Source organism: Enterococcus sp. DIV1089c (assembly GCF_050530965.1).
In the GTDB taxonomy this organism is placed as follows: domain Bacteria; phylum Bacillota; class Bacilli; order Lactobacillales; family Enterococcaceae; genus Enterococcus_B; species Enterococcus_B hirae.
The window spans coordinates 2,335,001-2,350,205 of sequence record NZ_CP172888.1; the positions used below are offsets into that span (position 1 = coordinate 2,335,001).

The 15,205-nt window shown below is 38.5% G+C and carries 11 protein-coding genes and 1 rRNA gene (1 of these 12 only partly in view); 3 read left to right on the forward strand and 9 right to left on the reverse strand.

Going from position 1 to position 15,205, the window contains the following annotated elements; genetic code table 11:
- The 4 genes from IGL30_RS11020 to IGL30_RS11035 all read right to left on the reverse strand — a co-directional run.
- Positions 1-703, reverse strand: a 16S ribosomal RNA gene (locus IGL30_RS11020); it reaches 857 nt to the left of the window's first position.
- Positions 704-1,341: 638 nt separating this feature from the next.
- Positions 1,342-1,554, reverse strand: coding sequence for a hypothetical protein (locus tag IGL30_RS11025; RefSeq protein WP_010720912.1), 213 nt, complete (start codon positions 1,552-1,554; stop codon positions 1,342-1,344).
- 246 nt (positions 1,555-1,800) lie between these two features.
- Positions 1,801-2,142, reverse strand: coding sequence for a YlbF family regulator (locus IGL30_RS11030; RefSeq protein ID WP_010720913.1), 342 nt, complete (start codon positions 2,140-2,142; stop codon positions 1,801-1,803).
- Between the two features lie 65 nt (positions 2,143-2,207).
- On the reverse strand, positions 2,208-4,379 hold the full coding sequence (locus tag IGL30_RS11035; RefSeq protein ID WP_123874984.1) for a PBP1A family penicillin-binding protein: 2,172 nt from the start codon (positions 4,377-4,379) through the stop codon (positions 2,208-2,210).
- Positions 4,380-4,586: 207 nt separating this feature from the next.
- Between IGL30_RS11035 and IGL30_RS11040 the strand changes: the two genes are divergently transcribed.
- Complete coding sequence (locus tag IGL30_RS11040; RefSeq protein ID WP_123874983.1) at positions 4,587-5,441, forward strand: RluA family pseudouridine synthase; 855 nt, start codon at positions 4,587-4,589, stop codon at positions 5,439-5,441.
- A gap of 102 nt (positions 5,442-5,543) precedes the next feature.
- Here the strand turns inward: IGL30_RS11040 and IGL30_RS11045 are convergent, their stop codons facing one another.
- Genes IGL30_RS11045 through IGL30_RS11055 form a run of 3 tightly spaced genes read right to left on the reverse strand, consistent with a single transcriptional unit; the run spans position 5,544 to position 10,401 of the window.
- On the reverse strand, positions 5,544-6,404 hold the full coding sequence (locus IGL30_RS11045; RefSeq protein WP_088775669.1) for an ROK family protein: 861 nt from the start codon (positions 6,402-6,404) through the stop codon (positions 5,544-5,546).
- Between the two features lie 3 nt (positions 6,405-6,407).
- Positions 6,408-9,089: an alpha-mannosidase gene (locus tag IGL30_RS11050; RefSeq protein WP_123874982.1), complete on the reverse strand. Its 2,682-nt coding sequence runs from the start codon at positions 9,087-9,089 to the stop codon at positions 6,408-6,410.
- A 10-nt stretch (positions 9,090-9,099) separates the two neighbouring features.
- On the reverse strand, positions 9,100-10,401 hold the full coding sequence (locus IGL30_RS11055) for a glycoside hydrolase family 125 protein (protein ID WP_034700410.1): 1,302 nt from the start codon (positions 10,399-10,401) through the stop codon (positions 9,100-9,102).
- A gap of 154 nt (positions 10,402-10,555) precedes the next feature.
- Here IGL30_RS11055 and IGL30_RS11060 point away from each other — a divergent pair, with 154 nt between their 5' ends.
- Together IGL30_RS11060 and IGL30_RS11065 are read left to right on the forward strand one after the other, a co-directional pair.
- Positions 10,556-11,602, forward strand: a complete 1,047-nt coding sequence (locus tag IGL30_RS11060) for a GntR family transcriptional regulator (protein WP_123874981.1) — start codon at positions 10,556-10,558, stop codon at positions 11,600-11,602.
- A gap of 1 nt (position 11,603) precedes the next feature.
- Positions 11,604-13,754, forward strand: a complete 2,151-nt coding sequence (locus IGL30_RS11065; RefSeq protein WP_123874980.1) for a GH92 family glycosyl hydrolase — start codon at positions 11,604-11,606, stop codon at positions 13,752-13,754.
- Positions 13,755-13,859: 105 nt separating this feature from the next.
- Here the strand turns inward: IGL30_RS11065 and IGL30_RS11070 are convergent, their stop codons facing one another.
- Together IGL30_RS11070 and IGL30_RS11075 are read right to left on the reverse strand one after the other, a co-directional pair.
- Positions 13,860-14,183 (reverse strand): hypothetical protein, encoded by a 324-nt coding sequence (locus IGL30_RS11070; protein ID WP_010737055.1) that lies wholly within the window; start codon positions 14,181-14,183, stop codon positions 13,860-13,862.
- A gap of 13 nt (positions 14,184-14,196) precedes the next feature.
- Positions 14,197-15,114: a hypothetical protein gene (locus tag IGL30_RS11075; protein WP_123874979.1), complete on the reverse strand. Its 918-nt coding sequence runs from the start codon at positions 15,112-15,114 to the stop codon at positions 14,197-14,199.
- Positions 15,115-15,205: the final 91 nt, after the last annotated feature.

Sequence of the window (15,205 nt, forward strand, 5' to 3'; positions counted from 1 at the left end):
CACATGGAATTCCACTCTCCTCTTCTGCACTCAAGTCTCCCAGTTTCCAATGACCCTCCCCGGTTGAGCCGGGGGCTTTCACATCAGACTTAAGAAACCGCCTGCGCTCGCTTTACGCCCAATAAATCCGGACAACGCTTGCCACCTACGTATTACCGCGGCTGCTGGCACGTAGTTAGCCGTGGCTTTCTGGTTAGATACCGTCAAGGGATGAACAGTTACTCTCATCCTTGTTCTTCTCTAACAACAGAGTTTTACGATCCGAAAACCTTCTTCACTCACGCGGCGTTGCTCGGTCAGACTTTCGTCCATTGCCGAAGATTCCCTACTGCTGCCTCCCGTAGGAGTTTGGGCCGTGTCTCAGTCCCAATGTGGCCGATCACCCTCTCAGGTCGGCTATGCATCGTCGCCTTGGCGAGCCGTTACCTCACCAACTAGCTAATGCACCGCGGGTCCATCCATCAGCGACACCCGAAAGCGCCTTTCAAATCAAAACCATGCGGTTTCGATTGTTATACGGTATTAGCACCTGTTTCCAAGTGTTATCCCCTTCTGATGGGCAGGTTACCCACGTGTTACTCACCCGTTCGCCACTCCTCTTTTTCCGGTGGAGCAAGCTCCGGTGGAAAAAGAAGCGTTCGACTTGCATGTATTAGGCACGCCGCCAGCGTTCGTCCTGAGCCAGGATCAAACTCTCATAAAAAGTTCGAACAATCTTACGATTGTTAAGCTCAATTGTTTGCTAGCATATTGCTTGCTTGTTAAAAATGTTTGTTGTCTTGAATCAATCAAGACGCCCTACACATTTGGTTTGTCTTTGCTTTGTTCAGTTTTCAAAGGTCTACTTGATTAAAAGCTAATCAGTTGAGATTGCCGTAGCAACTTTTATATCATATCAGAGCGACGTTTGTTTGTCAACTCTTTTTTAAAAAGTTTTTTCGACTTCGTTTTTCAGAAGTGTTTCAGCAACTCATTTATCATAACTCATCGTTTGTTATTTGTCAACAACTTTTTTGAAGTTTTTTTCGATAGAATCAAGCTTCGTAAGCTATTGATTTTTTACGACTCAGTTATCTTATCACCTTAAAAAGTAAATGTCAATGAATTTTTCTAAATAAATTTCACTATCTTTTTCTCTTTTTCAGCAACGTCAATTACTTTACCATTAAAAAAAAGAATGGTCAAGCTAAAAATTAATTTTAGTAGCACCTTACTTTATTTCTCTCTATTGGTCTAACCTACTTTAGTTGCCTATCTTCTTATTTAGACTCATTGGTACTTCAGACGATTACTGCAATGGCTAGCTATTTTCATGCTCAATCATCAAATATCTCTCATATCTTACTTTCGATACCGCACACCTTTATAAATAGCTAATGGCAAGATCACAAAAAGAAACAAGAGAAGAATATCAATCAGATATTGGTCGCTAAAAACATTTGTTAATGGCTGATTTGTAGTTAAAGAATAAAATGCGGGTAGCAAAATAATCGTGAAAAGATACGAGCCACTGATTTCCCAAAAATCTTTCCAAGAAAATTTTTTGTGTTTCATCGCTCCACCTCCTTGCTTTATATGAGAGAAATTCACTACTTGAATAGACATTTCTACGCTTCTATAATAGACAAAATCAGCTATTATAGCTAGGTTAACAATAATTATTTATTAAACAATGAAAAATAAGCTAATTTTCTATGAGTTATCCCCGTCTGATTTCTTCATACTAAAAAAGCAACGCAAAACAATTTTGTTTTACGTTGCTTTTGCTTGTTCTGGCTAAATTATTTTCTACAACGTTAATTACTCGCTGTATAAATCTCTAACTGGTGTCATGATGATGCGATTCAAGTCATTGATGATCGTGCTGAATTGTTGTTCTTTTTGCATCAAATCATTGATCACTTCTTCTGATTGAATTTTCATTGCCATTTCTTGCGCTTTCATTGCATCTTCATCGCTAAATTCTTGCCCGCTCATTTGTTTTTCCTGCAATTCGATTTGCATCGCTTGGAAATCTTTGAATAGACGATGTGCTTCTTCATTTGCTTTAACTTTTGCATAGGCTTCTTCTAAAGCTTTGAATTCTTGCAATTCGCGAATCTCGCGTTCGATTTGATTTGCGCTATCATAAATATTTGACATAGTTAGCCTCTTTTCTATAGATCGTTTAGTTTTATTGTACCATTTGTTTATCGTTTTTCATAGGATTACTGTTCTTGATATTTCCGCCAGAGATCTTTCGCAGCTTCACCTAAACCTCTTACGCCTTCTTTTACCATATCACCGATATTTTTCAGCCCATCTTTAGCTTGTTCCCCGTATTTATTCAGATTTTCTTTCCATTGTTCTGAGTTCTCATTGGTTTGCGTATTATTATTGACTTGATCAGCAGGGACTACTTTTCCGCCAGTCGCATATGCATCTGCTACAGGGAAAGGCTCTTGCTCAGTATAAGGAAGAATGCCTTCTGCGGCCGATTTGAAGACTTTACCAACCACATTCCCACTTGTTCCTGCTAAATAATGCAATTCACTAGATTCTTCATATCCCATCCAAGTTGAAATCACGACATTAGGCGTATAGCCAACAATCCATTGGTCGTTAGCTTTGGTAGGATCAAAATTGGTTTCAGTCGTTCCTGTTTTCCCTGCGACTGTGTAACCAGCCGGTTTAGCTGCAACGGCTGTCCCATTAGAAAAAGTCCCAAGCAGCATTGAAGTCATTTGATTAGCCGTTTCTTCTGAAATGACTTGTTTAGGTTTTTCATTGGTCTTATCAACAATTACTGCACCCGTTGAATCCACGATTTTAGTAATCAGGTGTGGTTTGTACATTTTACCAGCGTTAGCAAATGCACTGTAAGCTCCAGCCATCGTTAACGGCGAAACTCCCTTAGCTAAACCACCTAATGCTAAACCATAATACTTATCTGATTTCGATAGAGGCAATCCAAATTCTTCTGCTTTATCATAACCTTTTTGAAGACCGATTTCATGAAGCAACCATACAGCAGGAAGATTCAAACTTTCAGCAACCGCCTGATACATCGGTACTTCACCACGGTACGTTCCGTCGTAATTATGAGCTTTATAATAAGATAATGGTTCATCTTTCAAAATACTTGCTGGGGTGTATCCCGCTTCTAACGCTGGTGCATACACACTCAAAGGTTTGATCGTTGAGCCAGGAGAACGTTTCATTTGTGTTGCAAAACTAAATCCCCGGAAAACATGTTCCCCACGTCGCCCTACCAGCGCCTCAACACCACCAGTTTTAGGATCTAATGCGACTGATGCGGATTGAACCATTGCCCCATCCGCAGCATTTGCCGGAAATAGTGCATTGTTTTGATACGTTGTTTCTAATTGTTTTTGATAATTTTGATCAAGTGATGTATAGATTTTGTATCCTTTGTTCATCACATCTTCTTCATCTAAACCATAATCATTGACTGCTTCATCAATCACGGCATCAAAGTAATAAGGATAGCGATAGCCTGATTCCGAATTATCATACGTATCTTTCACGTATTGTTTGATATCCACTTTGCTTTCCGTTTGGTATTGTTGTTTCGTGATCTTGCCGTTTTCTTCCATGACACTCAATACGGTGTTTTTTCGATTGTTTGCATTTTCTGGATGATCGATCGGATTATAGATACCCGGACCTTTAAGCATCCCAGCTAACGTTGCCGCTTCTGCTAAATTAACCTGATTAGCATCTACCCCAAAGTATTTCCTTGAAGCATCTTGTACGCCCCATACCCCATTTCCAAAATAAGCATTGTTGAGATACATGGTCAAAATCTCTTCTTTGCTGTATTTCTTTTCAATTTCAATGGCTAAAAATAATTCTTTTGCTTTACGGTCAAAAGTTTGATCAAGTGTCAAATAAGCATTTTTAGCTAATTGTTGGGTAATTGTACTCCCACCTCCACCAGAAGTGCCACCTGAAAGGACCATCCGAACTGCTGCCCGAGCGATCCCTTTGATATCAAATCCATGATGCTGATAAAAATTACGATCTTCGGTTGAGATAACCGCATTTTGGATATCTGGAGAGATTGCATTCAATTCCACATAAGTCCCTTTTTGAGCATAAAGGGTGCCTGCTTCTTCATTCTTTTTATCATAGATAACGGTAGACTGACTTAGCCCCGATTTTAATGTGGAGACATTTGCCTGTTTTGCTAAAATAAAAAGATAGATACTGACGATCAATACACAGATCAAGCCAATCAATAGGATCAGTTTATTGATATGATACTTTTTCCATATACGTTTTCGCCATCGATGGAATCGCCCTAAATAAGGTTTAATCCAATGCCAAAAACTGATCAAAGCAGCTTTTATTTTACTTAAAATGCTTTGAAAATCCATTTATTCTTCTCCTGTCTATTTGATTGAATCGCCTTATTCTACCACAGGTACGTTCTTCATTCTTCCTGCTTGAGATGTAGGCAAACTGTTTTTTTAAGTTTTGACGATAGTTTAGCATAAGAAGTATCAGAAATTAGTCACTTTTTTCTTAAATAAGTTTTAAAAATGGTACAATAGAGCTGCATTTTTGCTAAAAGGAGTATTTTTATGGAAATCACGATCACGTTACCTGACACTCAGCCAACAACCACCATTCGAGAATTATTAGAACAAGAATGGCTCGTTCCAAGAAAAGTCCGCCACTTTTTACGTATAAGAAAAAATGTGTGGATCAATCAAGAACCTGCCTTATTTCATTTTGAAGTCCACGCTGGTGATCATATTACGTTACGTTTTGAAGAAACTGATTATCAATACCAAGAAGTCCAATTGGGTAAAGCTTCCTTCGTCCAACCATTATATGAAGACGATCATTTACTCATTGTCAATAAACCCGCCGGCATGAAAACTCATCCGAATGAACCAACCGAAAATGATACTTTATTGAGTCACTTAGCTGCGTATTTAAAGAAAAAAGAGCAACGCCCTTATGTCGTGCATCGATTGGACAAAGAAACAAGTGGTGCAATTTTATTTGCTAAAAATCCCTTTGTTTTACCTATCCTAGGCAGAATGTTGGAACAAAAGAAGATTTATCGACGATACCAAGCACTTGTCTGGGGAACAATCAAAGAGGATTTGATTTTGAAAGACAAAATCGGTCGTGATCGGCACGATCGCAGAAAACGGGTGGTAGATCCTCATAAAGGTCAAACGGCTCTCACACATGTTTCCGTTGATCAAGTAGTGAATGGTCAGACTCAGGTTTACTGTGTTTTGGAAACCGGACGTACCCATCAAATCAGGGTCCATCTCTCTCACATTGGTCATCCCATTGTCGGCGATCCACTTTACCAAACACGGCCTGCGAACCGTCTCATGCTCCATGCGTTAGAATTACACATGTCTCATCCTTTCACGCAAGAAACCATTGTCGCAAAAGCCCTCCCTGGTTTATGGTAAAGACACTATTGTAAGGAGCGATCCATTACTGATCACAATCAAAAAACGGCTAGAGACACACCTCTAGCCGTTTTTTATTACTATATATAGAATATATACACCTTATTGTTTACCATGTTCTTTTTCTGCTAAAAGCAAGCTGCCAATAATTCCACTCTCATTCGGCAGACCCCAGCGTACAATGTATTCATCTACTTGTGGCGTTTCCATGTACCCACCCATTAACTCAACGAATTGTTGTCGAATTTTATGCAACAAGTGATCTTGATTCATCACTCCGCCACCTAAAATGATTTTTTCAGGAGCTAACATCAACGTATAATTGATCAATGCTTGAGCAATATAATAGGCTTGGATGTCCCATATTGGATGATCTTGAGGAAGTTCTTGGCCTTTGATTCCAGTTCGTGCCTCAATTGAAGGTCCAGCCGCTAATCCCTCCAAACAATCTTTGTGGTAAGGACATGTTCCTTCATAGGTATCCTCTGGATGACGTTTTACCCAGATATGCCCCATTTCTGGGTGGGCAAGTCCAGAAAAGATATCTCCTTCAAGGACCACACCGGCACCGATCCCTGTACCGACAGTCAAATAAATACAACTCTTTTTCCCTTGTGCGGCTCCTTTTAGCAATTCGCCGTAAGCTGCTGCATTCACATCTGTCGTCCAAGCCATCGGAATCCCGTAACGTTCTTGGATGCTGCCTAAAAAATTGTAGTTTCCCCATCCAGGTTTAGGTGTTGCCAAAACATACCCATAATTATCGGCATTTTTATCAATACCGATCGGACCAAACGAACCGATCCCTAACGCCTCTAGTTCATATTGATCAAAAAAATCAAATACTTGCTTTAGTGTTTCTTCAGGTGTAGTTGTAGGAATACTTACTCTTTCTACGATAACGCCTTCATTTGAAACGGCACAGATGAATTTTGTTCCCCCTGCTTCTATTCCACCATACATTGCTTATTCCTCCTCGAATCCGATTGTCCGAATTTCATAAGGTCTAACGGTCGGAGCAATCGTTTGCTCAACTGTTTCTTCTAGCAGATTCAATAATTCCCCTTGTTTCCCATTTTTAGTGATTTGTAATGGTGAATCAAGACCGGACAGATTAAACCCACGCACCACTACTTTATCACTAAATTTACTTCGTTTCAAAGCAGTAATTGCAAACGTTTCCCCTTCGCAAGTTAAATAGCTGTTTTCAGCTGGCAAGGTTCCTGTTTGAATCGCCATTTGCGTGGTAGAAAAAGGAATCTGTGCGCTATAAGCATGATGGTAACTAGCAAATTTTTCTTCTGGCTGATGCACTTCGATACTGTAGTTAAAGCAATGTACCCCATGACATTGGGCTTCTGGTGTTGGAAAATATCCCCAATCTCCTAATTCCCCTACACAACGTAGTAAAGTCACCGCAATCACACTGTCATCGATTACTTCATATTCATTTAATCCATAATTGCCAACTGTTACTCCATAATCGTTTCCTTCTAAATGAACGAACGCCTGTTGATGCTGTGGATTTGTTGGATTTTCCCAACTACTTGATACATCATTGGGACGGGTAACCACTTCAAAAATACTATCAGCTTGATGTTGTTTCACATGTAACTTTGTTGGGAACAACACACGTAAGCGATGATCATCCATTTGATTATTCACTTTTGTTTCAAAGTCGATTTTTTTGCTGTCTTTTCTTAAAGTGATAACAGTTGTTACTTCTAACATACGCTTTTCTTTTGAACGACCTGCTTTACGGTGACGAAACTCAATGACCATCTGTTGTTCTTTTGCTAAACGTTCATCAGCAGCTACTGGGATCAATAATTCCTGGGTAACTTTTACTTGTGCTAATTCACTCGTATCAGTTACGATTTCTACGGTACTTTGATCATTTTCCTTTGATAAAATAGGCTGGTCATTTTCTGGCTGTTTGAAAATATATTCATTTCCAATATCCCCAACATCTTCGAATGTCAGTAATTCATCTAGTTGTTTGCCCTTCGTTTTGTCTGTCAACGTCAAGGTGCCATTCGGTTTGATCTCTAGCCGAACTTGTTGATTTTCTAATACTCGTCCATCGTTTTGGATCATCGTCTCTTTTTCTTCTTTAGCTTTTCCTTCTATTAATACATACGTGTTCCAAGAAAAAGCTGGCATTTCGCTCACTGGTAAAGTGACCGTGATTTTTCTCGCCATGTAAGGAATCCTAAACCGATCTTTGGGCAGATCATAATCAAACGTCACAAATGTTTCTGATAGTAATGCAGGGACTTCTTCACCATTGGATGTTTCTACATGATAGCTTTTTGGTGGTTGCTTTTCTAATTCTTCATATAATTTCTCAGGTATTCCTTCTGCAAAACATTTTCTTTCTAACTCAATCGTTATTTCTGCTTCACCAGTCTTTGCTGATCCAGCGGTGTTCATAACTAAGAAAGGATAGCTTTTTGCTGGTAAGCTGCTAGTGTCGATCGCTTGGGCAAGTTGCCTGATCGCTTCTTCTGCTAAATACTTCCCTACTTCATCTGCTTTTTCAAAACGTGTCATCATTTCTCGATGGACAGAATCAACCGAACACCCGCAAATACTGTCATGTGGATGATTTTGCATCAACGTTTTCCACGCATAATCTAATTGATCATGGGGGTATTTACCAGTAACTTCATAAGCCATCGTTGCTAATGGCTCAGCGATATTTTCAATTTGTCTTTGAACTTTAGTATTCCATTGTTTTAAATAGACACGTGCTGAAGCAGTATTCGCTAACGTATACCAGCCATCTGTTTCCTGACTGGTCAACTCTCCCTCAACGGAACCAAGTTCTTCTGGCAAGTCCTTTTGCACCGCTGCAAGATAATCGACAAAATTGGAATGGATAAATTCATACTCTGGATATAATTCATTCGCTAATTTGATTGCTGCTGTTACATCCTTTTGAACCGGTTGATGATCCACTCCATTCATCATCAACAGATGATCGGTTGATGCGTATTGCTCTGCATCTGCCAGCTTTTGGTCCCAAAAGGCTCTTGCTTTCTCTTTTTCAGTCGGGATTTCATTTCCATTACTGTACCAATTGGCAAACAGTAACCCAAAGATTTCTGTGCTATCTGGTCCTTTCCACCACATTTCAGAATATTGAGAAGAATAATTTTCTGCTTCCAAGACTTGATTATCAAAGCCAATTGGTTTTACGCCTCGTCCAAAAGCAGCAGCTGAAAGTCCTGCTTGTTTCATCATTTGTGGTGTTTGCCCCATATTTCCAAAAGTATCCGGGAAATAACCGAGCATCACAGGCGTTCCCCACTTCTTACTTTCTTCCATTCCAATCAACATATTACGGACATTCGCTTCTGAACTAATCAAGAAATCATCTTGTAAAATATAAAAAGGACCGATCCTTAATTTCCCCGCATCAATTGCTCGTTGCACCGCTTCTTTCTTTTCTGGACGTACTTGTAAATAATCATCTAAAATAATCGTTTGTCCATCTAAATGGAAACTATTGAAATCTGGATCGGTTTCAAATAATTCCAAAAGATCATCCATCAATTCGACTAAACGCATATGATGCTGTTCATAAGCCATGTACCATTCACGATCCCAATGACTGTGTGAAATGATATATACTTTCTTTTTCATTTTATTCCTCCTATTTCGCTACTCGAATATCAAAGTAATCCATCACTAATTCACAAAACATCATGTTCGCCCAAGAGAACCATTCTCTGGTGTAGTTGTTTGGATCATCGACATCAAACCCCTCGTGCATCAAATGTGTACCAGCATCTGTCGCAACTAATAAGTCTAAAATCCGCTTTTTCTCTTCTTTATCTTCAGTGGTCATCCCTTCCATCGCTAATGCAATCGGCCAGATGTAATTTTCTGGAGTGTGAGATGATCCGATCCCTTTTGCATATTTCCCTTCATAGAAGTAAGGGTTCTCTTTACTTAGTAACGTTTTTCTCGTTGCCAAATATTGTTCATCTGTGGTAGAACAGTAACCTAAATACGGAGCAGCAATCAAATTAGGTACATTACTGTCATCCATAATAGAAGCGTTTCCTAATCCATCAACTTCATAAGCATAGATGGTTTCTCCTTGTTGGTTTTTAGTCAACGCATAGTCTTCGATTCCTTTTTGGATATCTTCTTTTAAACGTTTGGCTTCTTCAAGGATTGCTTTACTACTTGTTTCTTCCGTGAGAATGTTCGTAAAGATTTCTTCAATATAACCCAGCACTACTACAGCAAACATATTTGAAGGAACGAGGTAGCCATATTGACACGCATCATCGCTTGGACGAAAACCAGACCAAGTCATTCCAGTTGGTGCAACTGCACTTCCACGCCCATCGTTGACTAAGGTATCTTCTTTCCTCGTCGTATCTCTTTCGAAAGTATAAGGAGATTGATTGTGATCTTGTTCGGTTTTGAAGACATGTAAGGCTTTTTTGATTCCTTCAACAAACGAATCATTCAATTGGTCCGTTCGACCAGTGTTCTTATATAATAAGTAAGCTAATTGGATAGGATAACATAAGGAATCGATTTCATATTTACGCTCCCAGATCCAATCATTCATTTCAGTATGGTCACTTTGATGCCCCGCTCCATTTGCTTCTTCATTGAATGCGTTTGCGTATGGATCGATGTTGATATATTCAAATTGTTTTTTGACAAGCCCACTAATCATCGAAGCTAAGTCTTCATCTTCTTTTGCAATGACTAAATATGGACGGACTTGAGCGGTGGAGTCACGCAACCACATCGCTGGAATATCACCAGTTAATAAAAAAGTCGTCCCGTCTTCATGTCTTTTGACTGTCGTTAACAATGTATTGGCAAAGGCAGCAGAGAAATTCGTTGCCCAATCTGCATGCTCTTCCCCACATTTTGCAGTAATTTCATCCATAAACTGTTGAACTGACTTTGGTATATCTTTATATGCCATTTATTTTCCTCTTTTCTTTATTGATATATCATAAGAGGATTATACCTCGTCGTTTTACAATTGTCTACGCTTTCAAAATGAGATTTTTCTTATTTACTTTTAGTGGTTTTATGCTATGATCTTTATATGATATATCTTATAAGAAGGTGCTTTTATGAATCAACCACTATACCAACAAATCTTTCATGACTTACAACAAGCAATTGCTGATGGATCGTTACCTGTTGACAGCCAGGTACCTACCGAAAAGGAATTGTCCACCAAGTATCAAGTGAGTCGAATCACTTCTAAACGTGCATTAACTGAATTAGAACAATTAGGTCTGATTTATCGTGTCAGAGGAAAAGGCAGTTTTGTCAAAGCAACGACTAGTGATCTTAATAGAAACGATGTTATTAAAAATAGTCGCATCCTGTTCCTACTTCCCTTTTTATCTGACCTTTCTGTCGGAGATTTTACAAAAGGACTAAATCCAGTGATGCAAGAAAATCAGTTAGAAGTCATGATGACGACTGTTGATTTTCTGGCAAACAAAACGGCGAAGGAAATCATGCAAGAATTTGACGGAATGATTTATTATGCGTTTGCGACCGATCAACATCTGGATCTGCTCTTTGAATTATCATTGAAACAATTCCCAGTTGTTGTTTTAGATAAAAAAATCTATGAACTTCCTTTTCCAACTGTCCTTTCAGATAATTTCCAAGGTGGTTCTTTGGCTACGGCTCATTTGATTTCAAAAGGGCATAAAAAGATTGCCTATCTTTTTGGTGAACAGGCGCATCCACAATCTGTCCGACAACGATATTTGGGTTATCTGGAAGCTTTGGACAAAGCCAATTTGCCGTTTCATACAACTTTAGATGCAAAAGGCACTACGATTGAAACGTTACTGACCTACATCAATGAACATCAGGTCACTGCGTTTGTCTGCGAAAACGATCTGGTAGCTATTCAAACGATGAATCATTTAAAACAACAAGGCTATCGTATCCCAGATGATTTTTCGATCGTTGGATTCGATGATATCCAAGCAGCCGCTTTAGTTGATCCACCATTAACAACGATTGCTCAAGATTTCCACCAACTAGGAGAACTTGCAGGAAATGCTTTGATCACTTGGCTCAAAACAAATGACATTCCCGAAGATACGAGCCAACCAGTCTCATTTATTAAACGACACTCAACAAAGGAGATTTAACATGAACATTCAACATATTGATACTCGTCACGGTACAGCCAATCAAGCGAACTTCTCAAATGGGAACTGCCAGCCTTATACTGGTGTTCCTTTTGGGATGAATTACTTTGCCCCACAGACAACTGATCAAAAAGGTAGCTGGTGGTTCCATCCTGACGATCATACCTTCCAAGGCTACCGTTTGACTCATCAGCCAAGTCCATGGATGGGTGACTTCAGCTATTTTGTCTTCACTCCGATCAATGGGTTATTACCTGAGAATACCCTGTTCCATGCACAAAGTTCGTATCGTCCAGAAGAAAGCACATTCTGTCCAACTCATTTAACGATCAACCAATTACGTGATGGTATTCGCTCCACGTTGATCCCTAGCATGTACGGTGGTATCCTAACCATTGATTACCACAAAAATGAGAGCGGTTTACTTTTGTCGTTTCCTGGTAAACATCAATTAGTTCTAAAAGATCCCTATACGATTGAAGGACAAGTCACTCATTTTTCAGGCGCCGAAGATCCTGATTTTACGTTCTATTTTGTCTTACATTTTGAACAGCCAATCCAATCAAAGGAATTGTCACAGTTAGCAGCCGATGACGCTGGGTCGATTCCGATTTATTTTGGCGACGTAAAAAAACAAGTCATTCGTTTCGGTACTTCCTTCATCAGTTCTGAACAAGCTTCATTTAATCTAGAACAAGAGTTACATCAAACACCTGATGACTATTTGCTGAATAGTTCACAACAATGGCAAAACTATTTTGACCGAATCAAAGTCGAGCATCATGATCCGCAACAGTTACGGACGTTTTACCACAATCTCTACCGTGTATTTTTATTCCCACAAACGTTCTATGAAATCGACTCGACCGGACAAAAAATCCATTATGATACCACTAGTCGAAGTGTAAAACCAGGTGTACTTTATACCAATAATGGTTTTTGGGATACTTATAAAACAGTGTATCCACTTTACTCTTTGATTGCTGTCGAAAAATATGAAGAGATGCTTGACGGCTTTTTGAACAGCTATCGTGAAACTGGCTTTTTACCAAAATGGCTTTCGCCAGATGAGCGTGGACTCATGCCAGGAACATTGATTGATGCAGTGATCGCTGATGCCTCGGTTAAGGGAATCCGTAAAGATTTAATGGCTGAATTTCTCGAAGCAATGAAAAAAGGTGCTACGATCCAAAGTGAAAAACAAAATTACGGACGTCAAGGAACGACTGATTATCTAAAATATGGTTATGTACCAAATACTTACCACGAATCAATCAACCACACCCTTGATTACGCTTATAGTGACTTTTGTATCAGCCAAGTAGCCACCGGTTTGAATGAAGCAGCAACCGCACAACACTATCAAAAGCAATCTTTCAATTATCAAAATGTCTTTGATCCGGAAACCGGCTTCATGCGTTCCAAAGATCCCGAAGGAAGATTCCGTACTCCGTTTTCTTCCACACGTTGGGGTCAGGATTATGCAGAAGGTAGCGCTTGGCAAAGTAGTTTTGCTGTTTACCATGATTTTGCTGGTTTGATCAATGCTCACGGTGGACCAGATCAATTTGAAGAAAAACTGATTGAATTATGTAATCAAGCACCGACTTTTGAAGTTGGCGGTTATGGTTTTGAGATCCATGAAATGAGTGAAATGGCAGCGATCGAGTTTGGACAAGTTGCCATCTCCAATCAACCAAGCTTCCACTATCCTTATTTATTCAGTTATATTGGTAAACCCGAAATGGCTCAACCATTGATTAAACAATTGCTGACACAAACATTCGATGATACCCCGACTGGTTATCCAGGAGATGAAGACAATGGGAGCATGGCAGGTTGGTATATCTTTAATAGTTTAGGCTTTTATCCTGTCACGCCAGGAACAGGTGAATATGTCATCGGGATGCCTTTAATCGACAAAGCTGTGCTTACGTTGTCTAATGGTGAACATTTAACAATCGAAACAAGCCCTAATCACCCACAACAACAATTCATCCATGAGATCACAAGAAACGAAACTAGCTATCGCAAACTCTTCTTTACACATGAAGACTTGTTGACTGGTGGCACGATTGCTTATCAGTTGGGGATTGTTCCTAATCCTACAAAACACGACGCTGAAGACTTCCCTTTTTCTTTGACCAAATAAACAAGCTGACTTATTTGGCTATTCTATAAGACAAAACACCTTCTTTGAATTTCTTAGTCTCAAAGAAGGTGTTTTGATAGATTTAGAATGAATTTTTCGATAAGATTATTTTTTATTTTTTTTCTTTTGGCTATTTCCTTTTTTTACTAGTTGTTCAGTAACTTTGGCTAGTGTATCAGTGACCTCTGTTTTGACTTTAGTACCTGTTTCTTTCATGCTTGTATTTATTTTTATTGATGACTTCAATTGTTTTATTTTCAAAGAAGAGAACTTGTTGCCGATTACTTCTGTCTTTTCATTCGTAAATTCTACTGTCTTTTTTAACGCTCGTTTACTCACATTCGTTATCCTATTTTTTTCTTTTTTACAATATGCACATAGTTTTTTAGGTTCAGATATTTCTCGTCCACAATTTGTACATTTATACATTGCTTTCCCCCCATTAGTCCGTTACATATCCACTTAAAATATACTCAGGATCCGCTTCGATCATATCAGAGATAGTATGAATCAACGTATGAATATCATCAATTGCTTCTGTTATTGGATTGGTTGATTTTTGAAAATACTCATCTAATTTTAACGCCATTTCTCTAGTCAAAATGCTTTCCAAATCTTTTTTATGGAGATTTAAGCTATAGTTCAAAGCAACATATTCATCTAAATCTGAAAGGCAATTTACTTGGATATTAAAACTCTCATTTATAAATAAAATATTTTGCAAAATATCATTTGCTGACTTTTCTTTATCACCAAATTTCATACGGTTTTTTCGGTAACTGATTACCTTTCCTTCTAACTGTTTTAACAATTGATATTTCACAGTAGTAATATCATTTAGCACATTAACTAATAACTGTTTTTTTATTTGAGGATCTTTTATTAACACTGATTGTTCATATTTCTCTTTAGCAGAAACTACACCTGCATAACGATCATTTTCAAAATTTTTGATTACTTCGTCTATTTTCAAATTAAGATCATCTAATTTGTCTTCGATTTTTTTAAGTTCTAACATGACTCCTACTACTATTGCTGCAGGACCCAAAGCTGAACAAACGCTTGTTCCATTTTTTAATGTCAAATTTTTAACAAATTCGCCACTTTTTTTATCAGCAATCTGTGCATATACTCCATCTTTCCCAGAGACAAAACGATACGTTCCATTTTTTAGTCCCTTTAATATTTCCGGTGGAATATCTAATACGTATTCTCCTTTATTTATAATTTCCATGACGGTACCACTCGTCACTATTGCCCCATTTAAATGTTTAACAATTTTTTCTGAAAAATGTAATTCCTTCACTTTTTCTACCAATTGTTTTTTTGGAACTCTGATACCCGCTTGCATTATCTCCATATTACGCCCCTCCATTATATTCAAAAACATTATACCGCTTAATGAAAAATAAATACTATCAATATTACTAAATAATGCTACTAAGAAGCAA

What these genes read in the sequence shown, in the direction of transcription:
- IGL30_RS11025 (WP_010720912.1), bottom strand. Translation starts at nt 1,554, where the DNA reads ATGAAACACAAAAAATTTTCTTGGAAAGATTTTTGGGAAATCAGTGGC.
- IGL30_RS11030 (WP_010720913.1), bottom strand. Translation starts at nt 2,142, where the DNA reads ATGTCAAATATTTATGATAGCGCAAATCAAATCGAACGCGAGATTCGC.
- IGL30_RS11035 (WP_123874984.1), bottom strand. Translation starts at nt 4,379, where the DNA reads ATGGATTTTCAAAGCATTTTAAGTAAAATAAAAGCTGCTTTGATCAGT.
- IGL30_RS11040 (WP_123874983.1), top strand. Translation starts at nt 4,587, where the DNA reads ATGGAAATCACGATCACGTTACCTGACACTCAGCCAACAACCACCATT.
- IGL30_RS11045 (WP_088775669.1), bottom strand. Translation starts at nt 6,404, where the DNA reads ATGTATGGTGGAATAGAAGCAGGGGGAACAAAATTCATCTGTGCCGTT.
- IGL30_RS11050 (WP_123874982.1), bottom strand. Translation starts at nt 9,089, where the DNA reads ATGAAAAAGAAAGTATATATCATTTCACACAGTCATTGGGATCGTGAA.
- IGL30_RS11055 (WP_034700410.1), bottom strand. Translation starts at nt 10,401, where the DNA reads ATGGCATATAAAGATATACCAAAGTCAGTTCAACAGTTTATGGATGAA.
- IGL30_RS11060 (WP_123874981.1), top strand. Translation starts at nt 10,556, where the DNA reads ATGAATCAACCACTATACCAACAAATCTTTCATGACTTACAACAAGCA.
- IGL30_RS11065 (WP_123874980.1), top strand. Translation starts at nt 11,604, where the DNA reads ATGAACATTCAACATATTGATACTCGTCACGGTACAGCCAATCAAGCG.
- IGL30_RS11070 (WP_010737055.1), bottom strand. Translation starts at nt 14,183, where the DNA reads ATGTATAAATGTACAAATTGTGGACGAGAAATATCTGAACCTAAAAAA.
- IGL30_RS11075 (WP_123874979.1), bottom strand. Translation starts at nt 15,114, where the DNA reads ATGGAGATAATGCAAGCGGGTATCAGAGTTCCAAAAAAACAATTGGTA.